This window comes from Paracoccus marinus, from assembly GCF_007018965.1.
GTDB classification, from domain to species: domain Bacteria; phylum Pseudomonadota; class Alphaproteobacteria; order Rhodobacterales; family Rhodobacteraceae; genus Paracoccus; species Paracoccus marinus.
On record NZ_VJYZ01000020.1, the window covers coordinates 48,339 to 67,555 of the forward strand.

The window sequence follows — 19,217 nt, forward strand, 5'->3', positions numbered from 1 at the left end:
CAACCCCGGATTGACGCGCCCCGCGCCCGACCCCAGATTGCCGCCATGCTGAAGCTTCTCCCGATCCTGCTGCTGATCGCGTACTGCGCCGCGGTGTGGTTCTTTTCGGCGTGGCGGCTGAAGCAGGACCTGACCCGCAAGTCCACGCCGCTCGACCACCCCCGGCTGGTGCCGATGCTCGCGCGGCTGGGCGAGGCGCTGGACCTGCCGCCGATCCGCGCGCATGTCTACCATGTCGAGGCGATCAACGGCCTCGCCGCCCCCGACGGGCGGATCTTCCTGACCGCGGGTTTCCTGCGCAAGCTCGACGCGGACGAGGTCACGGCCGAGGAACTGGCGTCGGTCATCGCCCACGAGCTGGGGCACGTGGCGCATGGCCACGCGCGACGGCGGATGCTGGATTTCGCGGGCCAGAACGTGATCCGCACGGTCCTTGGCGGCACACTCGGGCGGTTCGTTCCGGGGATCGGGCCGTGGATCGCGAACATGGTGGCCAACATGGTCGCGGCCGGGCTGTCGCGGAACGACGAATACCAGGACGACGCCTATGCGGCGGCGCTGATGACCAAGGCGGGGTTCGGCACCGGGCCGCAGACCGACCTGCTCGCGCGGCTCGAACACCTGGCCGCCGGTGGCACGCCCGGGGCCAAGGGCGATGCGGCGCCCCGCGGGGGCATCGCCTGGCTTGCGTCCCACCCGCCCACGCACCGGCGCATCGCGGCGATCCGCGCCCTCGACGCGCGCTGGCACCGGGCGTGAGGGATCGGGCGTGACGGACCGGGCGACACCCGAATGCGGCGCGCCGTTCCGCCGCAAGGTCCTTTACATCCCCGGCTACGACCCCATGCCCCCGCGCCGCTACCGCGAGCTTTACCGCCGCGAGGGGGCCGAGCAGGCGCGGATCGCGGGCTACCATCTGACCATCGGTCCGCGCCGCGACGGCACCTCCTTCGGCTGGACGGTGCAAGGCGACTTCGCCGGCCGCCGGACCGAGACCGAGTTCGAGGTGCTGGTCTGGGCCGACCTCGTGCAGGCGTCGATGGGCCGGTCGATCGCGGCGACCTACTGGCAACTCGCGCGGACCGCCTGGGCCTATCTCGCATCCGGCGCGTTGATCCGCCTGATGCGGCTGCGGCGGGGGCCAGTGCTGGCGGCGCTGTATCCCGTGGCGATGTTGCTGGCGCAGGGGTTGGCTGCGCTGGCGCTCGGTGCGCTGACGTTCCGGGTGGCCGCGCTGGCGCTGCCGGGCTGGGCCGCGGCGGTTCCCGCGCTCGCCGTCGGGTGGGCGGTGCTGGCGGCGTTCGAGCGGCATGACAACCGGCTGTTCGCCTATTACCTCATGCATGACTATGCCTTCTCGGCCCGGCACGGCGGCGCTTACCCCGCCATGCTCGAGGCGCGGATCGCGGCCTTCGCGGACCGCGTTGCCCGCGCGCTGCAAGGCGATGCCGATGAGGTGCTGGTCGTCGGCCATTCCTCCGGCGCCTGTCTCGCAGTATCGGTGCTGGCCGATCTGGTCAGGTCCGGGCGGGCACACGCGGACGGCAGGCTCGCGCTTCTGACGCTGGGCCACGTGGTGCCGATGGTGGCGTCCCTGCCCCGCGCGGACCGGCTGCGCGCCGATCTGGGCTATCTCGCGACGCGGCCCGAGGTCGACTGGGTGGACGTGACCGCGCCCGGCGACGCCTGCTGCTTTGCGCTCTGCGATCCGGTGGCGGTCGCGGGCCAGCACCCGGCCGCGCGGCGCGGGCCGCTGGTCCTGTCGGCCGCGTTCAGCCGGACTCTGTCCCCCGAACGCCAGCAGGCGCTGAAAGGGCGCTGGTTCCGGCTGCACTTCCAGTATCTCTGCGCCTTCGACCGGCCGGGTCCCTACGATTACTTCGCGATCACCGCGGGTCCGCTCAGCCTGTCGCAGCGGTTTGCGGGCCGCAGCCATTCGCCCGCACGCATCACCCGCAGCGCGGTGTCCGCCCGATGATCCCGCCCAAGCCCGCCTCGTCCGACAGGCGCGGCACCGTTGCGGGCCTCGCGCGCGGGTTCCGGCGCGACCTTCTGTCGGCCCTGCCCGCGAAGCTTTACCGCGCCTGGATGGCCGAGTTCCGCAGCCCGCTGATCCGCACCGCGCTGTGCAACGATCCCGCGCTGGTCAGGCTGGTGCTCCAGGACCGCCCCCAGGACTTCCCGAAATCGGCGCGGCTCGCGCGCGGTCTCGCCCCGCTTCTGGGCCGGTCGGTGTTCGTCACGAACGGCGAGGAATGGGCCTTTCAGCGCCGGATCATCGACCCCGCGTTCGAGCGCGGGCGCCTGCGCGAGACCTTTCCCGCGATCCACGACGCCTCGGTCGCGGCGGTCCGGCGGCTCGAGGCGCGGGCGGCGGGCGGCCCGGTCGAGATCGACATCGAGCCCGAGGCGAGCCACGCCGCCGCCGACGTGATCTTCCGCACGCTCTTCACCCTTCCGATCGAACACCGCACGGCGGCGCAGGTCTTTGCCGCCTTCCGCGCCCATCAGGACGCGCAGCCGATCGTGAACCTTGCCGCGATCCTGCCGTGGCCGCGCTGGTTGTCGCCCCCGCATTCGCGCCGCACGCGCGCGACCGCGCGGACGATCCGGCGGCTGATCGCGGACCTTGTCGGCGCGCGCGCGGCGGCGATCGCGGCGGGTACCGCGCCGGGCGACCTCGCCACCAAGATCATGACGACCGCCGATCCGGTGACGGGCCGCCGCTTTACCCCGGCTGAAATGGTGGACCAGGTCGCGATCTTCTTTCTGGCCGGGCACGAGACGTCGGCCAGCGCGCTGTCATGGTCGCTGTGGTTGCTGGCCGCCGCGCCCGAGTGGCAGGACCGCGTCGCGGCCGAGGCGCGCGAGGTTCTGGCGGCAGGCCCCGTCGACCTTGCAGCGGTGTCGCGGCTGCCCGTCGCCCGCGCGGTCTTCCGCGAGGCGATGCGGCTTTATCCGCCGGTGCCGATGGTGGTGCGCGAGACGACCCGGCCCGAGCGGCTGCGAGACCGCGACCTGCCGCGCGGTACCCAGGTGATCCTGTCGCCCTGGCACCTGCACCGGCACGAGCGGCTGTGGGCCGACCCCGACGCCTTCGATCCGGCCCGCTGGGACAGCGAAGCGGGCCGGGCCAGCGCGCGCGATGCGTATATCCCTTTCAGCGCCGGGCAGCGGGTCTGCCCCGGCGCGGGCTTCGCCATGATCGAGGGGCCGCTGATGCTGGCGCTGATCGTGGCGGCGCTGCGGATCGGACGCGGCGCGGCGGACCCGGTGCCGGTCGCGCGGCTGACCGTGCGCGGCCGCGACGGGATCCGGCTGCGGCTGTCGCTGCGCGACTAGCGCAGGACGATTGGTTTAAGGCTGGTGGCGCAGGGAGACTAGCGCAGGATCGGGGGACCGCCCGGGGTGCGGGTCTGGACCGCCATCCGCAGCCCCGCCCCGATCCGGTGCGCCAGCGCGGACCAAGCCTGCGCGCTGTCCCTGGGCAGGGTCCGGGCGAGCGTTGCGTCGAACAGCATCAGCCACGGCTCGAAATGCGCGGGCGTCACGTCGCCCGCGCCGCGATGGACCAGCGTCGGGTTGCCGTCATAGCCCCGTTCGGCCAGGATCGCGTTGCGCCAGAACGCCGCAATCCGCGCCTCGTGCGCGGGCCAGTCCGCGACGTGGCGGGCAAAGATCGGGGCCAGCACCTCGTGCCGGCGGACGGCGCCGTAAAAGACGCGCACGACCTCGTCGATCTGCTCGGGCGTGACGGGAAAGCGGGGCGGGATCGTCATGCGCCGAACCTGGCGTCGCGCGGGCGGCCGTTCAAGCCCTTGCGGCGACAACCGCGTCCAGTTCGGCGCGCAGCGCACGCGGGTCGGCGTCGTCGGCCGGACGGCGGCGGGCAAGCGCCGCCTCGGCCCGGCGGGCGGCGGCCGGGGTCATGCGGCCGGCGGCGGCCACCACCTCGGCGAACTCGGCGCGGGTCGCGTTGCAGTGCAGGACCAGATCGCAGCCCGCGGCGATGGCGGCTGCCGCGCGCTGGCCGGGCGTGCCCTCAAGCGCGTTCATCCCGATGTCGTCGGTCATCAGCAGCCCGCCGAAGCCGATCCGGTCGCGGATCAGGGCGATGGCGGCGGCGGACGCCGTGGCGGGGCGGTCGTCCAGCTGCGTCAGCCGGATATGCGCGGTCATCCCCATCGGCAGGTCCGCCAGGGCCCGAAACGGGGCGAAGTCGGTCCGGTCCAGTTCGTCCAGGCTCACGTCCAGCACCGGGGTGTCGTGGTGGCTGTCGACGCGGGTGCGGCCGTGGCCCGGCATGTGCTTGACGACCGGCAGAACGCCCGCGGCGATCAGCCCGTCCGCTGCCGCGCGGCCCATGCGCGCGACGGTGCCGGGGTCGGTGCCGAAGCAGCGGTTGCGCAGGAACGGGTGGGTGCCGTCCTGCGCCAGATCGAGGCAGGGCGCGGCGTCGCAGTCGATGCCCGCCGCGCGCAGTTCCTGCCCCAGCAGACGATAGCGCAGTTCGACCGCGCGGGCGCCGTCGGCGGCGCTGTCCTGGGCCGAGGGCCAGTCGGTCCAGTGCGGCGCGCAAAGGCGCTGGACCCGCCCGCCTTCCTGATCGGTCATCACGATGGCGTCGCGCCCGACGCCGTCGCGCAGGTCGCCGGTCAGGCGGCGCAGCTGGTCGGGGCTGTCCACGTTCCGCGCGAACAGGATGAACCCCCACGGGTCCGCGTCGCGCAGGAACGCGCGCTCGTCCGCGCCCAGCGTCAGCCCCTCGACGCCCAGGATGGTCGCGCCATGAACCGGTGCGCTTGCAGGCGCGTTTGCAGGCGATGACGCCCCGTCGCGGGGCGACGAGGCGTTGCGGTGGCGTGGCAGATCGGCAGGCGTCGTCACTTGGCGACGGCCGGGATGCAGTCGCCGCCCGCCTCAATCAGCGCGGCGCAGAACTTTCGCGCGTCGTCGCGGCCCGCGAAGCCTGCCACGCGCAGCCGCCAGAAGGTGCGGCCGCCCGCCTCGTGCTTCTGCACCACCGGCGACTTGCCGGCGAAAAGCGAGCTGTAGCGACCCGACACCCGGTCCCATTCCGCCCCGGCGATGGCGTCGCTGTCGAACGCCCCGATCTGCACCAGCGCGGCCCCCGAGGCGACGCTGGCGGACTTGACGGCGGCGGCGGGTTCGGCAGCGGGTTCGGCGTTAAGTTCGGAGGCGGGCGCTTCGGCAGGCGCGGTGGCGGCGGCGGCTTCTGGCGCGGCCACGGCCGCAGCTGCCGCGATCGCGGTGCGGCGCGGACGGGGGGCCGGGCGCGGCGATGCGGCCAGCGCCCCGGGCGCGGCCTCGGCCCCGGCCTCAGCCAGCGCCTCGGTGATCGCGGTGCCTTGCGCGCGTTCGCCGGCGAGATCCGTCACCGCCTCGTTCACCGGCGCCTCGGCCGCCGGCGCGTTCGACAGCACCGCGACATCGGTCGCGACCATGTCGGCAGCCCCGGCTTCGGCCGATTCCAGCGCCGCGTCGGCGGCCGCCTGCGCGGCGCGGGCGGCGTCCGCGTCGGACATGGCGACCACGTCGCGGGCGTTCGGATCGGCGGGTATTTCCTCGGTCAGCGCGGTCGGCCGGGCGGTCGCGCCCAGCTTGCCCATCGCGACGTCGTCGGCGGTCAGCGAGACCGGGCCGGGCGCGATCGCGACCTCGGACACACGGCGCTGCTCGGTCCCGGCGGCGATCTGGTTCACGGCAAGGCCGCTGCGCTCGGACAGCTGCCCGCCCGGCTCGTCGGGGGCGGTGCGGGAATCGCCCTGCACGGCGCGGATCACCGGCACGCCCGACACATCGCGCACGACCAGCCGGTAACCCCAGACGGCCAGCGAGACCATCAGCAAGACGGAGATCACCGCGCCGAGGTAATGGGTAAGCCGCGCGACGCGGCCGACGATGGTGTCGCGTTCCGTCAGCGCGGTGGCGCCGTCATCGGTCGCGAACCGCTCGTTGTCCCAGTCGTGGTCCTCGGTCCAGTCGAGATCGACATGGCCGTGCCCCGCGTGCCCGGGTGCGTAGTCGTGATCCGAATAGACACCGGCGCCGCGATGCGAGCCGTCGAATCCGCCAGAGCGGAAATCCACCACTGTCATGTTCTGTCCTGCCCACTTTGCCGGTTGATCCGGCTTGTCCGTTGACCGCTCGAGTCCCCCGGGCAGGCCACGCCTTGTTCAGCGCATTTCCTTGGCCGGAGTGACGCCCAAGATACCCAAACCCGCCGCGATTACAACGGCGACGCTTCGCACCAGCGCCATTTTCGCAGCGGTAGTGGCAGGATCGCCATCCTGCACGAACCGTAGCGTCTGGTCATCGTTGCCCCGGTTCCAGAGCGCGTGCAGGTCGGACGCGAGATCGTACAGGTAGAAGGCGATCCGGTGCGGTTCGTGGGCGCGGGCGGCGATGTCCACGGTGCGCGGCCATTCGGCGATCCGCCGCGCCAGCGCCAGTTCCGCCGGATGCTCGATCAGGTCCAGATCGGCGCCCGCCAGCGCCGCGTCGGACGTGTCCACGCCCGCCTCGGCCGCGCGGGCCAGCACGCTGTTGATCCGGGCGTTCGCATACTGGACGTACCAGACCGGGTTGTCCTTTGACTGTTCCAGCACCTTGGCGAAGTCGAAATCCAGCGCCGCGTCGTTCTTGCGCGTCAGCATGTGGAAGCGGGTGACGTCGCGGCCTGCCTGTTCGACCACGTCGCGCAGGGTGACGAAGGTGCCCGCGCGCTTCGACATCTTGAAGGGCTCGCCGTTCTTGAACAGGCGGACCAGCTGGATCAGCTTGACGTCCAGCGGCACGCGCCCGTTCGACAGCGCCGCGACCGCCGCCTGCATCCGCTTGACGTAGCCGCCGTGGTCGGCGCCGAAGATGTCGATCAGCTGGTCGAAGCCGCGGTCGATCTTTTCCCAGTGATAGGCGATGTCGGGCGCGAAGTAGGTCCAGCGCCCGTCCGACTTCCTGACCGGGCGGTCCACGTCGTCCCCGTACGAGGTCGACCGGAACAGCGTCTGCTCGCGCGGTTCCCAGTCGTCGGGCAGCTTGCCCTTGGGCGGTTCCAGCACGCCTTCGTAGATCAGCCCCGCCTGGTCCAGCCGGGCGATCGCGGCCTCGATCCGGCCGGTGCCGTAAAGCGCGCGTTCAGACGAATAGACGTCCATGCGGACGCCCACGAGTTCCAGGTCGGCGCGGATCATGTCCATCATCTCGGCGATGGCGATGTCGCGGATGCGGTCCAGCCAGTCCGCCTCGGGCAGGTCCAGCAGGCTGTCGCCGAACCGCGCCTTCAGCGCCTCGCCCACCGGGATCAGGTAGTCGCCGGGATACAGCCCCTCGCTGATCTGCGGCTCGAGCCCGTGCGCCTCGCGGTAGCGTTCAAAGGCCGACCGCGCCAGCACGTCCACCTGCGCCCCGCCGTCGTTGACGTAGTATTCGCGCGTGACCTCGTGGCCCGCGAAATCCAGCAGGTTCGCCAGCGCGTCGCCAAAGACCGCGCCACGGGTGTGCCCCACATGCATGGGGCCGGTCGGGTTCGCCGACACGAACTCGACGTTGATCCGCTCGCCGTGGCCCTTGGGCACGCTGCCGAAGGCGGGGCCTGCCGCGATCGCCGCGCGCAGGACGCCCCGCCACTGCCCGGTTCCAAGCCGCAGGTTCAGAAAGCCCGGTCCCGCCACCTCGGCCGAGGTGATGCGCGGGTCGGCGGACAGCCGTTCGGCCAGCCCCTGCGCGATGTCGCGCGGCTTCATCCCGGCGGGCTTGGCCAGCACCATCGCGGCGTTCGTCGCCATGTCGCCATGGGCCGGGTCGCGCGGCGGCTCGACTGCGACGGCGGCAAGGTCGAGCCCGCGGGGCAGCGCCCCGGCGTCCGTCATGGCGTTGAGCGCGTCGATCACGAGGACGCGAATATCGGCGAAAATGTTCATCATCAGGCCCCGTCTGTTGCCGATCCGATAGCGAATGCGCCTGCCCGCCGCAACCGCGGGGCGCGCGGCGCGGGATGCGGGTGGGGTGCGGGCGGGGTGCGGCAGCGGCGCCACGCCGGGCGGCGAACCCGCCGCCGCGTCCTTGCGGTCGGCCTTGCACAGCGGCAGACGGGGCCGGCAGAGGCGCGGAGCGGATCGCGGGATGACAGCACCGGACCCGACCGACGCGACCGACGCGACCGCGCTTGTGGACCTGCGGATCCTCGCCACCAGCGACCTGCACATGCATCTGGCGGCGCGCGACGATTTCACCGGACGCCCTGCGCCGGGCCGGGGGCTGGCGGCCGTCGCCACGCTGATCGCGCGGCAGCGGGCGGCGCATCCGAATATCATCCTGCTGGACAACGGCGACGTTCTGGACGGCGCGCCGGCGGCGGATTTCATCGACCCCGCTCGCCCGCATCCGATGATCGCGGCGATGAACGCCACGGGCTACGACGCCGGCACGCTTGGCAACCACGACTTCGACCGGGGACCTTCGGCGACGCTGCGGGCGCTTGAGCGGGCGCGGTTCGGGATCGCCCTGACCAACGCCACGCTGAAGGGCGCCGAGGGGGTGATCGCGCCTTTCGTCATCCTTGATCGCGAGATGACCGACCGCGCGGGCGCGCCGCGACGCCTGAAGATCGGGATCATGGGCTTCGTGCCGCCCCGCACGACCGATTGGAACCCGACGCTCGCCCGCCACCTGCGCATCGCCGATCCGGTCGAGGCCGCGCGCGCGGCGATCCCCCGGCTGCGCGCGGCGGGTGCCGACCTGATCGTGGCGCTGTGCCATTCGGGGATCGGCGCGCGCGAGGCAACGCCGCTGATGGAACACGCGGCGACCGCGCTCGCCGCGCTCGACGGGATCGACGCGCTGGTCGCGGGCCACACGCATCTGGTCTTTCCCGGCTCCGACCACGACCACACCGACGGCGTGGACCCGGTCCGGGGCACGCTGTGCGGCAAGCCCGCCGTGATGCCCGGTTTCTGGGGATCGCACCTGGGCGTCATCGACCTGGCGCTGCGGGAAACCCCTGACGGGTGGACGGTCGCCGATAGGGCGGCGCGCGTCGAGCAGTCCCGCGCGGCCCCGCCTGCCGCCCTGCCCGCGCCGGTGGTCCGCACCCTCGCCGATGCGGCCACCCGCATGTCCCGTCCGCTGGCCCGCACCGCGCGGCCGATCCACACGCATCTGGCCCTGCTGGGATACGATCCGGCGTCGCAACTGCTCGCCCGCGCGCAGGCCTGGCACGTGCGGCGGTCGCTTCGCGGCCGGGCGGCGGCGCTGCCGGTTCTGTCGGTCGCCTCGCCCGGCCGCGCGGGCGGACGCGGCGGCCCGGACAGCTTCACCGACATCCCGCCCGGCCCGCTTGCGACGCTGGCGCTGTCGGACCTGTGCCCATGGACGAACCGGCTGTGCGCGGTCGAGGCGAGCGGCGCCGACCTTGCCGACTGGCTTGAGCGTGCGGCCTCGATCTTTCGCCGCATCGTGCCCGGGGGCGCCGACCAGCCGCTGATCGACGCACGGTTCCCCACCTACAACTTCGACGTCATCCACGGGCTCGACTGGCGGATCGACCTGACCCGGCCCGCCCGCCATGCGCCCGTCGGCAGCCTTGCCGACCCGTCCGCGCACCGCATCCTCGACCTGCGCCATTCGGGACGAGCCGTCGCGCCATCCGACCGCTTCGTGATCGCCACCCACAGCTTCCGGGTGGCGCAAGGGGGCATGTACGGGGCGCTCGCATCGGGACTGCGGCCGGTGCTTGATGCCGGGCCGCCGCTGCGCGAGGTGCTGCGCCGCTATCTTGCCCGCCGGCGCCGGCTGGACGACCCGGTCCGCACGCCCTGGCGCTTCGCCCCGCTGCCCGGCACGACCGCGCTGTTCGACACCGGGCCGGGCGCGCTGGCCCACCTGGACGCGGCGCCGATCCGCTGCGAGCCCGCGGGGATGACGGCCGACGGGTTCGCCACCCTGCGGCTTCACCTGTAAACGCCCGATTTCCGTCCCTCGCCGCAACGTGCGGATGGTACCGACAGGAACCATGACCTCAGAAGGACACGCCATGTCACGCGCCGATCAAGCCGCCCGCCTTGCCGCCCTGCACGTTCCGGGCGATCCGCTGGTGCTTTACAACATCTGGGACGCGGGCGGGGCGCGGACGCTGGCCGAGGCGGGCGCGCGCGCTGTCGCCACCGGCAGCTGGTCGCTGGCGGCGGCGCATGGCTATGCCGACGGCGAGGCGATGCCGCTGGACCTGACGCTCGCCATCGTGGCCCGGATCGCGCAGGCGACCGACCTGCCGCTGACCGTCGACTTCGAAGGGGGCTACGCGGCCGATCCGCAAGCCGTCGCCGCGAACGTCGCCCGCGTGATTGCCGCCGGCGCGGTCGGGATCAATTTCGAGGATCAGGTGGTCAAAGGCACGGGCATCTATCCCGTCGATGAGCAGTCGGCCCGGATCCGCGCGGTCCGGCAGGCGGCGGACGCGGCCGGTATCCCCCTGTTCATCAACGCCCGGACCGACCTGTTCCTCAAGGCAGACGGCGACCACGCGGCGCTCGTGCCCGAGGCGCTGGCGCGGCGCGCGGCCTATGCGGCGGCGGGCGCGAACGGCTTCTTCGTCCCCGCCCTGACCGACGCCGCCCTGATCGCCGGGGTCTGCCGCGAGAGCGAGTTGCCGATCAACGTGATGATGATGGGTCCGCTCGCATCGGTGGCAGAGGTGGCGGCGCTGGGGGTCGCGCGGGCAAGCTGGGGCCCGGGCGCCTACCGGGTCGCGCAGACCGACTTCGCGGCGCGGTTCCGCGAGATCGTCGGCTGAGGCGGTTGTCGCGCGCTGCCGCCTTCCGCGGCCCGCGCTGACAGCGGCGTGATGGCCAGACCGCCGAGTACGGTTGCACGGCGGCAGGTCTCGCCCGCCAGCAAGCCGGATCGCGCCCGCTCGATCCACGGCCTTGCATCCCCGCCGCAGGGGGGCTATCTGGTCCGCGAGAGGTTGGCGCGGGCGAGCGCCTCGCCAACCCGGTCAGGTCCGGAAGGAAGCAGCCGTAACGAGCCCCGCTTGGGTCGTTGTCCAGCCTCTCACCTCTTTCCTCATCTTCGTCACCTCCCCATCCGCTGACCTGACCTCGGTCTGCGGCGGCAGTCAGGCTCCGTCCCCCTTCCGCGCACCCCTCATGCGCCATCCAGCCAGCCCCGGATCAGCCAGCCCGCGATCGGCCCCCGGCGGGGCGTGCGGATCGTCGGGTGCGCGCCGTCCATCACCTGTCGGACATCGGAGCGGGGCAGCCACAGGGCGTCGTCCAGTTCGACCTTGTCCAGCGTGATCGCCTGCGTCTCGGCCACGCCCGCGCAGCCGATCATCAGCGAGGCGGGGAACGGCCAGGGCTGGCTTGCGACATAGCGGACCGATCCGACGCGGACGCCGGTCTCCTCGAACACCTCGCGGCGGACGGCGGCCTCGACCGTCTCGCCGGGCTCGACGAAGCCGGCGAGGCAGGAATACATCCCCTCGGGCCAGCCGGGCGAGCGGCCGAGCAGCAGGTGGTCGTCGCGTTCCACCAGCATGATGACGACCGGGTCGGTGCGCGGGAAATGCACCGCGTTGCAGGCCGGGCACTGGCGCTGCCAGCCGGACTGCGCGGGGGCGGACTGGTGCCCGCAGGCCGCGCAGTAGCGGTGCGAGACATGCCAGCCCGTGATCGCGCGCGAAATCGCCGCAAGCGCCCCGTCGGCCGCATCGAAGCTTGCGATCGACGCCCGCAGGTCGACGAAGCGCGCGTCCTCGATCGCGGGGTGGCGCTGCTCGGACGGGTCGATGAAAAGCTCGGTCTCGGCCAGGTTCGGCGGCGTCCAGCCCGAGATGTCGCGCGTCCCGACCGGCTGCCCGTCAAGCGTCCCCAGGAACACCGAAGGCCCGCCGCCATCGAGCGCCGGGTGGTCGGGCGGCAGCCAGGCCAACCCGCCCGCGTCGCGGCACAGCACCTTGCCGCGCCAGACCGGGGTGATGCGCGCGGACGCGGTCCAGCCGTCATCGCCGCGCAGATGCGCCGCGCGGTCGAAGCGGGCGGCGTCCGCACCCTCGGGTCCGGCAAAGGCCAGCATCCAGTCGTCGGCCATCCGCCACCCCCAATCGTTCAGGTCGCGGGCAACCTGCCCCGGACGCGGGGTGCGGACAAGCGGCGGTTTACCTTGCCGCACCACGCACCTAGATTGCAGCCGTCATGGAGATCGCGATGCCCGACGCCACCCCTGCCCCGGCGCCCGCCTATCAGGTGCTGGCCCGCAAATACCGGCCGGAAACCTTTGCCGACCTGGTGGGGCAGGACGCGATGGTCCGCACGCTCAAGAACGCCTTTGCCGCCGACCGGATCGCGCAGGCGTTCATCATGACCGGCATCCGCGGCACCGGAAAGACCACCACCGCGCGGATCATCGCCAAGGGCATGAACTGCATCGGCCCCGACGGCACCGGCGGCCCCACGACCGAGCCCTGCGGCGTCTGCGAACACTGCCGCGCCATCATGGAAGGCCGCCACGTCGATGTGCTGGAGATGGACGCGGCCAGCCGCACCGGCGTGGGCGACATCCGCGAGATCATCGAGAGCGTGCATTACCGGGCGGCGTCCGCGCGCTACAAGATCTACATCATCGACGAGGTTCACATGCTGTCCACCAGCGCGTTCAACGCGCTGCTGAAGACGCTCGAGGAACCGCCGCCGCACGTGAAGTTCATCTTTGCCACGACGGAAATCCGCAAGGTGCCGGTCACGGTCCTGTCGCGCTGCCAGCGCTTCGACCTGCGCCGGATCGAGCCCGAGGTGATGATCGCCCTGCTGCGCCGGATCGCGGGGGCCGAGGGGGCGCAGATCAGCGACGACGCGCTCGCGCTCATCACCCGCGCGGCGGAAGGTTCGGCGCGGGACGGGACCAGCCTGCTGGACCAGGCGATCAGCCACGGCGCGGGCGAGACCACCGCGCCGCAGGTCCGCGCCATGCTGGGACTGGCGGACCGGGGACGCGTTCTCGACCTCTTCGACATGATCCTGCGCGGCTCGGCCGCCGAGGCGCTGGCCGAGATGCAAAGCCAGTACGCCGAGGGCGCGGACCCTTTGGCCGTGCTGCGCGACCTGGCCGAGATCACGCACTGGATCAGCGTCGTGAAGATCACGCCCGACGCCGCCGACGATCCCACCATCGGCCCCGACGAGCGCGAGCGCGGCCGCGACATGGCCGCCCGCATCCCCATGCGCGCGCTCAGCCGGATGTGGCAGATGCTCCTCAAGGCGCTCGAGGAGGTGTCGGTCGCCCCGAACGCGATGATGGCGGCCGAGATGGCGATCATCCGCCTGACCCATGTCGCCGACCTGCCCGACCCCGAGGCGCTGATCCGCAAGGTGCAGGCGGCGCAGGCGGCGGGCGAGTTTACCCGGCCCGCGACGACCGCGCCTGCGCCCTCAACAACGCATGCCGGCAACGGCCACGCCGCAGGGGTCGCGCCTGTGATGCATGCGGGCGGCAGGTCCGGGCCGCTGGCCGCGCGCCAGCCCGCCCCCGTCGATGCGCTGACGCCGCAGGCCAGCCCCGAGATCCTCGCGAGCTATCCCGATTTCGAGTCGGTCGTCGATCTCATCAAGCGCATGCGCGACATGGCGCTGCTGTTCGATGTCGAGAAGTCGGTCCGGCTGGTCCGCTATTCCCCCGGCCGGATCGAGTTCCAGCCTGCGCCGGACGCGCCCGCCAGCCTCGCCGCGCGCCTGTCGGACCGGCTGCGCGGCTGGACCGGGGGCACGCGCTGGACCGTGTCGGTCGTGGACGCGGGCGGCGGGCCGACCATCGCCGAACGCCGCGCCGAACGCGAAACGGCCGAGATCGAGGCGGCGCGGCAGAACCCGGTCGTGCAGGCGATCCTGTCGATCGTGCCCGGCGCCGCCATCATCGTGCGCCACGAGACCCCGCCCGCCCCGGTCCTCGATGAGGACGGCGAGGCGGTGACCGAGGATCTGCACGGCCCCTCGGATGGCCCGGTCGCGGCCGTCGAGGAATGGGACCCGTTCGAGGATGAGGACTGAGACGATGAAGAACCCCTTTGGCGGCATGGGCGACCTGTCGAAGATGATGCAGGCCGCGCGCGAGATGCAGGACAAGGTCGAGGGGCTGCAGAAGTCCCTGGACGAGATCACCGTCACCGGCGAGGCGGGCGCGGGGCTGGTACGCGCCACCGCGACCGCGAAGGGCGACCTGACCGGGCTCGACATCGATCCGTCGATCTTCGTGGCCAGCGAAAAGCAGGTGGTCGAGGACCTGATCCTTGCCGCGATCAAGGACGCGCAGCGCCGCGCGGCCGACCGCGCCAAGCAGGAAACCGAGCGGCTGGCGGGCGGCATGGGCCTGCCCCCCGGCATGAAGCTGCCGTTCTGACGACCGGCTGAAAGGGAAAGCCATGGCGCGCGAGGGCAGCGACGACATCCAGGCGCTGATCGCGCAGGTGGCGCGGCTGCCGGGGCTGGGGCCCCGTTCGGCGCGGCGCGTCGTGCTGGCGCTGATCCGCCGCCGCGCGACGCAGATGACGCAGCTTGCGGCGCTGATGGCGCGGGTGGCCGAAACCTCGCGCGAGTGCGTCCGCTGCGGCAACATCGCCGAGGCCGAGCTGTGCCCGATCTGCGCCGATCCGGGCCGCGCCAACGGCGAGCTGTGCGTCGTGGAAAGCGTGGCCGACCTGTGGGCGATGGAACGCGGTCGCGCCTTTCCGGGCCGCTACCACGTGCTGGGCGGGACGCTGTCGGCGTTGGACGAGGTCGGCCCCGACGACCTCGGCATCCCCCGCCTGCTGGACCGGATCGCCGAGGAAAACGTGACCGAGGTGATCCTTGCCCTCAACGCCACGGTCGAGGGGCAGACGACCGCCCATTACATCGCCGAGGCGCTGGAAGGGGGCTCGGTCGCCGTCACCGGCCTTGCCCACGGCGTCCCGATCGGGGGCGAGCTGGACTTTCTCGACGACGGCACGATCAGCGCGGCCCTGCGCGCGCGGCGGCGGCTGTGAACGCGTCCGCGCCGATCCTGACCGCCGAGCAGGTCGTCCGCAACGAATGGACCGACTACAACGGCCATCTGAACATGGCCTATTACAACGTGCTGTTCGATGAGGCGGTGAACGCCGCGCTGAACGGCCTTGGGGTGGGCCCCGACCAGGCCGCGACCGGCACCATGTCGGTGTTCACGGCCCAGGCGCATGTCCATTATCTGCGCGAACTGCATGCGGGCGACCGGGTTCGCGTGTCGCTGCGGGTGCTGGGGGTGGACGCCAAGCGGCTGCATTACGTGCAGACGATGATGCGGGCCGGCACGCACGCCGGCGAAGGCCTCGTGGCGGCGGTCAGCGAGAACCTGACCCTCAGCGTGGATCTGTCCACGCGGCGGGTGACGCCGTGGACGGCGCCGGTGTTCGCGCGCCTGCAGGCGCTCGCGGTGGCGCATGCGGACCTGCCGGTCCCGCCGCAGGTCAGGCGGGTGATCGGGCTGAACCGGCCGCCCGCATGAAGAAGGGGCGCGGCGCCCGAATGGCGCCGCGCACCGATGATCCGGGCTTCAGCCGTGGATCAGTTGGCGAGTTGCTCGACCTGCTCGGGCTGCGCGTCCACGGTGCGGGCGGGCGTGCGCGAAATCGCGATCTTGCGCGGCTTCAGCGCCTCGGGAACCTCGCGCAGCAGCTCGATGTGCAGCATGCCGTCCACGTGGCTCGCGCCCTCGACGCGGACGTGGTCGGCCAAGGCGAACTTGCGCTCGAACGCGCGGGTCGCGATGCCGCGGTGCAGGTAGGTGTGCTGCCCGTCATCCTCGGCCTTGCGGGCCGACACGATCACGGCGCCGTCCTTCATCTCGACGTTCAGGTCGTCGGCCGAGAAGCCGGCGACGGCGATCGAGATGCGATAGGCGTTCTCGCCCGTCTTTTCGATGTTGTAGGGGGGATAGGTCGGGGCCGCGATGTCGGCCGTCAGCGCCCGGTCCATCAGGTCCGCCATGCGGTCGAAGCCGACCGAGGCGCGGTAGAGCGGGGCAAGATCCATGTTACGCATGTTCGCATCCTTCAAAAGCGATGTGAGTTGCCGCCCCCCGGTTTGCCGGGCGGGCCACATGCCGGCGCGTCTTCGCCATCCGGCACAGGCATGAATCTAGAACCCCGAAGGCCCCGTTCAAGACCTTGCGGATGCAGCCGCTCGGCGCTGGCCCGCGCGCGCCCGCGCGGCTAGTCTGACGGGATGGAGCTTCTCGACAACCTGCCCCTGACGCTCACCGCCGCCGATGTCGCGGCGCTGGCGCTGCTGGTCGTCACCTGGCTCGGCGTCGGCCGGCTGATCGAGCATCCGCCGCGCGGCCGCCCGTCCGTCTCGTTCCTGATGAAGCGCTATCGGCGCGACTGGATGTTCGAGATGCTGACCCGCGACAACCGCATCTTCGACGGCAACACCCTGACCGGCCTGCGCGAGGGCACCGCGTTCTTCGCCTCGGCCTGCATGATCGCGATGGGGGGCGGGCTCGCGCTGGTCGGCAACACCGAGCCGCTGACGGGCATTGCGCGTGAACTGGATGCCGCCGCGATCCCGGCGCTGCTCCTGAAGATCAAGCTGCTGCTGATCCTCGGCTTCGTCGCCAACGCATTCCTCAAGTTCGTCTGGTCGCACAGGCTGTTTGGTTATTGCGCGATCATGATGGCGGCGATCCCGAACGACCCCGACGACCGCCGCGTCGCCGTGCGCGCCGGCGCCGCGGCCGAGATCAACATCAACGCCGCCCGCAACTTCAACATCGGGCTGCGCGCGGTCTATTTCGCGATCGGCTCGGCCGGCTGGCTGCTTGGCCCCCTGGGGCTGGTGGCGGGCACCGTGCTGGTCACGTCGATGACGCTGCGGCGGGAATTCACGTCGGCGTCGCGGCAGGCGATCATGGACGACGTGCCTTAAGGCACTCAGGCGCGCAGCCCGGCGAAGGTCGCGGGGTCAAGGCTCACCTGCTCGAAGGTCGGGCCTTCGGTCAGCAGGCTGACCGCGTCGTGCGAGTGCAGCGATTCCTGATGGCTCGCGATCACGCGGAAGTCGCCGATCCGGGGGTCGGCCTCCAGTTCGTGGGCAAAGGCGCGCACCGCGTCCTCGACGAAGATGGGGTTCGCGGCGTTCAGTTCCGCGAACGCCTGCTCGTCCTCGCGCTTGACCATCACCTGCGTTTCGGTGGCGACGGCGCGGCGGCAAAGGGCGACCATATCCTCGAACCACAGCTTGTCGTGGCCGTTCATCACGACCGAGATCCGGGCGATCGAACGCTGCGAATGGGGCGTCGCCAGCTGGCCGCGGCTTTCGCGGGCATGTTCGCTGAGTTCCAGCGAGCAGGGGCAGGTCGAGGAATAGACATAGTCGAAGTGCATCACCCGCAGCCGCTCGCCGCCCTGGTCGATCAGCTCCATCGCGATGTCGTAATACTGCCACCCCTCCAGCCCCGACCGAAGCGAGCCGACCCGCATCGGATAGCTGAGCCGCATCTGCAGCCGCGCGTCGAACGCATCGAGGTGGTCCTTGTAGTCGCTGACCGCGGCCGCCAGCACCCCTAGCGAGAACTGCTGTTCGGCATGGGCGTAGAACGAGCGCATGATCCGCGACATGTTGATGCCCTTGCGTTCCGCATCAAGGCTGACGGTGCCGGTCACGCTGGTTTCCAGCACGATCTCCCCCCCGTCCTTGCGGCGATAGCGGATCGGCAGGCGGAAGTTCGAGATGCCGACATGCTGGATCAGCCGTCGCGCACCGACGATCAGGCTCGCCGGGCCGTTCTGCAGGTCGGGCAGGCTGGCGCGGTACTGGTCGTCCACGGTGAAGTCGGACGGGTAGCTGCGGTTCAGCGGCGGATAGACCGGGTTCAGGGGGCGGTTCTGGGTCATGCGAGGCTCCTGCCCGGAAAAGACGCGGCCGCGGAACATATGGGAAGCGGCGGGATGTTTTGTAAGCCGCCCCCCGCCCCTCAGCCGATCGCCTGCATCAGATCGGCCAGGATGTCGCCCGCATCCTCAAGTCCCACCGACAGCCGCACCATCCCCTCGGTGATGCCCGACGCCGCCCGCACCTCGGGCGACAGGCGCTGGTGGGTGGTCGTCGCCGGGTGGGTCACGATCGACTTGGCGTCGCCCAGGTTGTTCGAGATGCTGATGAGCCGCAGCCGGTTCAGGAACGCGAACGCCGCGTCCTTGGACCCCAGGTCCAGCGCGATCATCGTGCCGCCCGTGCCCATCTGCCGCATCGCGAGATCGTAGTGCGGATGCACCGGCAGCCCCGGATAGATCACCCGCACCCCTGCCCCGTCGAGGCCCGAGGCGATCCGCATCGCGCTGTCGGCCATCGCGCGGACGCGAAGGTCCATGGTGGTGAGGCCGTTCAGCATGACCCAGGCGTTGAACGGGCTGATCGCGCCGCCGGTGTGCTTGAGATACGGCTCCGCCACCTCGCGCACGAACTGGCGCGTGCCGCAGATCACGCCGCCGAGGCAGCGCCCGCCGCCATCGACGTGCTTCGTGGTGGAATAGATGATGACGTCGGCGCCCTGCTCGGCCGCGCGGGAAAAGACCGGGGTCGTGAACACGTTGTCCACCACGACCAGCGCGCCCGCCGCGTGCGCGATGCGGGCGATGCCGGCGATGTCCATCACCTCCAGCACCGGGTTCGACACGCTTTCGAAGAACAGGGCGCGGGTGCCAGGCGTGACCGCCGCCTGCCACTCGGAAAGGTCGGTGCCGTCCACCAGCGCCACATCGACCCCGAAGCGCGCGAGGATGTCGAGAACGTAGAGGCACGATCCGAACAGCTGCCGCGCGGCCACCACCCGGTCGCCGGGTTTGACCAGCGCCATCATAGCGCCGTTGACGGCCGCCATGCCGGACGCGGTGGCGAAGGCGTCCTCGGTCCCTTCCAGCGACGCCATCCGGTCCTCGAACATCCGGCTCGTCGGGTTGCCGTAGCGGGCATAGATGAACTCGTCGGGGCCGGACTGCTGGAACCGGCCCTCGGCCTGTTCGGCGCTGTCGTAGGCGAAGCCCTGGGTCAGGAACAACGCCTCGGCCATCTCGCCATACTGGCTGCGGCGGGTGCCGGCGTGGACGGCGCGGGTGCGGGGATGAAGGCTGTCTGACATGTCATCCCCGTTAGCGCCGCACGCAAAAAAGCGCAACTTTGTCTTGAAAG

Annotated in this window: 18 protein-coding genes and 1 other RNA gene; 11 read left to right on the forward strand and 8 right to left on the reverse strand. The window is 71.6% G+C overall.

The window, feature by feature from the left end:
* Nucleotides 1-45 precede the first annotated feature (45 nt).
* The 3 genes from FNF32_RS10505 to FNF32_RS10515 all read left to right on the forward strand — a co-directional run bounded on the left by FNF32_RS10505 (nucleotide 46) and on the right by FNF32_RS10515 (nucleotide 3,342).
* Nucleotides 46-759: a M48 family metallopeptidase gene (locus tag FNF32_RS10505; RefSeq protein ID WP_131674397.1), complete on the forward strand. Its 714-nt coding sequence runs from the start codon at nucleotides 46-48 to the stop codon at nucleotides 757-759.
* Nucleotides 760-844: 85 nt separating this feature from the next.
* On the forward strand, nucleotides 845-1,978 hold the full coding sequence (locus FNF32_RS10510; RefSeq protein ID WP_131674429.1) for a hypothetical protein: 1,134 nt from the start codon (nucleotides 845-847) through the stop codon (nucleotides 1,976-1,978).
* Entirely contained in the window at nucleotides 1,975-3,342 is a 1,368-nt protein-coding gene (locus tag FNF32_RS10515; protein ID WP_131674396.1) for a cytochrome P450, read from the forward strand. Before FNF32_RS10510 ends, FNF32_RS10515 begins: the two co-directional genes overlap by 4 nt.
* A 38-nt stretch (nucleotides 3,343-3,380) precedes the next feature.
* Here FNF32_RS10515 and FNF32_RS10520 read toward each other — a convergent pair whose 3' ends face one another.
* The 4 genes from FNF32_RS10520 to argS form a co-directional block, all read right to left on the reverse strand.
* Entirely contained in the window at nucleotides 3,381-3,779 is a 399-nt protein-coding gene (locus FNF32_RS10520) for a group III truncated hemoglobin (protein ID WP_131674395.1), read from the reverse strand.
* A gap of 31 nt (nucleotides 3,780-3,810) precedes the next feature.
* On the reverse strand, nucleotides 3,811-4,779 hold the full coding sequence (gene nagZ, locus FNF32_RS10525) for a beta-N-acetylhexosaminidase (protein ID WP_246087784.1): 969 nt from the start codon (nucleotides 4,777-4,779) through the stop codon (nucleotides 3,811-3,813).
* A 104-nt stretch (nucleotides 4,780-4,883) separates the two neighbouring features.
* Nucleotides 4,884-6,119, reverse strand: coding sequence for an SPOR domain-containing protein (locus FNF32_RS10530; protein WP_143796628.1), 1,236 nt, complete (start codon nucleotides 6,117-6,119; stop codon nucleotides 4,884-4,886).
* 78 nt (nucleotides 6,120-6,197) lie between these two features.
* Nucleotides 6,198-7,943: an arginine--tRNA ligase gene (gene argS, locus FNF32_RS10535; RefSeq protein ID WP_131674250.1), complete on the reverse strand. Its 1,746-nt coding sequence runs from the start codon at nucleotides 7,941-7,943 to the stop codon at nucleotides 6,198-6,200.
* A gap of 202 nt (nucleotides 7,944-8,145) precedes the next feature.
* On the opposite strand from argS, the gene FNF32_RS10540 reads away from it, so the two are divergent.
* From FNF32_RS10540 to ffs, 3 genes are all read left to right on the forward strand, one after another.
* A complete protein-coding gene (locus FNF32_RS10540; RefSeq protein ID WP_185961929.1) occupies nucleotides 8,146-9,981 on the forward strand; it encodes a metallophosphoesterase in 1,836 nt (611 codons plus the stop codon).
* A gap of 73 nt (nucleotides 9,982-10,054) precedes the next feature.
* Nucleotides 10,055-10,813: an isocitrate lyase/PEP mutase family protein gene (locus FNF32_RS10545; protein WP_131674222.1), complete on the forward strand. Its 759-nt coding sequence runs from the start codon at nucleotides 10,055-10,057 to the stop codon at nucleotides 10,811-10,813.
* Between the two features lie 168 nt (nucleotides 10,814-10,981).
* An RNA gene (gene ffs / locus FNF32_RS10550) (signal recognition particle sRNA small type) lies at nucleotides 10,982-11,078 on the forward strand.
* An 88-nt stretch (nucleotides 11,079-11,166) separates the two neighbouring features.
* Here the strand turns inward: ffs and nudC are convergent.
* On the reverse strand, nucleotides 11,167-12,111 hold the full coding sequence (gene nudC, locus FNF32_RS10555) for an NAD(+) diphosphatase (RefSeq protein ID WP_131674251.1): 945 nt from the start codon (nucleotides 12,109-12,111) through the stop codon (nucleotides 11,167-11,169).
* Nucleotides 12,112-12,215: 104 nt separating this feature from the next.
* Here nudC and FNF32_RS10560 point away from each other — a divergent pair, with 104 nt between their 5' ends.
* From FNF32_RS10560 to FNF32_RS10575, 4 genes are read left to right on the forward strand one after another with little or no spacing between them, the layout of a single operon-like run.
* Nucleotides 12,216-14,063, forward strand: coding sequence for a DNA polymerase III subunit gamma/tau (locus tag FNF32_RS10560; protein WP_246087781.1), 1,848 nt, complete (start codon nucleotides 12,216-12,218; stop codon nucleotides 14,061-14,063).
* 4 nt (nucleotides 14,064-14,067) lie between these two features.
* Nucleotides 14,068-14,412 carry a YbaB/EbfC family nucleoid-associated protein gene (locus FNF32_RS10565; RefSeq protein WP_131674224.1) on the forward strand — a complete coding sequence of 115 codons (345 nt, stop codon included), beginning with the start codon at nucleotides 14,068-14,070 and terminating at the stop codon, nucleotides 14,410-14,412.
* Nucleotides 14,413-14,434: 22 nt separating this feature from the next.
* Nucleotides 14,435-15,037 carry a recombination mediator RecR gene (gene recR, locus FNF32_RS10570; protein WP_131674225.1) on the forward strand — a complete coding sequence of 201 codons (603 nt, stop codon included), beginning with the start codon at nucleotides 14,435-14,437 and terminating at the stop codon, nucleotides 15,035-15,037.
* On the forward strand, nucleotides 15,034-15,534 hold the full coding sequence (locus FNF32_RS10575; protein WP_246087782.1) for a thioesterase family protein: 501 nt from the start codon (nucleotides 15,034-15,036) through the stop codon (nucleotides 15,532-15,534). The genes recR and FNF32_RS10575 overlap by 4 nt, the downstream gene beginning before the upstream one ends.
* Nucleotides 15,535-15,593: 59 nt before the next feature.
* On the opposite strand, the gene FNF32_RS10580 is transcribed toward FNF32_RS10575, so the two are convergent.
* The gene (locus tag FNF32_RS10580; protein ID WP_131674226.1) at nucleotides 15,594-16,070 is read right to left on the reverse strand and encodes an Hsp20 family protein; all 477 of its coding nucleotides are present in this window, start codon (nucleotides 16,068-16,070) and stop codon (nucleotides 15,594-15,596) included.
* Between the two features lie 183 nt (nucleotides 16,071-16,253).
* On the opposite strand from FNF32_RS10580, the gene FNF32_RS10585 reads away from it, so the two are divergent.
* Nucleotides 16,254-16,955 (forward strand): DUF599 domain-containing protein, encoded by a 702-nt coding sequence (locus tag FNF32_RS10585; RefSeq protein ID WP_131674227.1) that lies wholly within the window; start codon nucleotides 16,254-16,256, stop codon nucleotides 16,953-16,955.
* A 5-nt stretch (nucleotides 16,956-16,960) separates the two neighbouring features.
* On the opposite strand, the gene folE2 is transcribed toward FNF32_RS10585, so the two are convergent.
* Both folE2 and metZ read right to left on the reverse strand, forming a co-directional pair.
* Nucleotides 16,961-18,007, reverse strand: a complete 1,047-nt coding sequence (gene folE2, locus FNF32_RS10590) for a GTP cyclohydrolase FolE2 (protein WP_425467903.1) — start codon at nucleotides 18,005-18,007, stop codon at nucleotides 16,961-16,963.
* Nucleotides 18,004-19,167 (reverse strand): O-succinylhomoserine sulfhydrylase, encoded by a 1,164-nt coding sequence (gene metZ / locus FNF32_RS10595; RefSeq protein WP_131674229.1) that lies wholly within the window; start codon nucleotides 19,165-19,167, stop codon nucleotides 18,004-18,006. Before metZ ends, folE2 begins: the two co-directional genes overlap by 4 nt.
* Nucleotides 19,168-19,217: the final 50 nt, after the last annotated feature.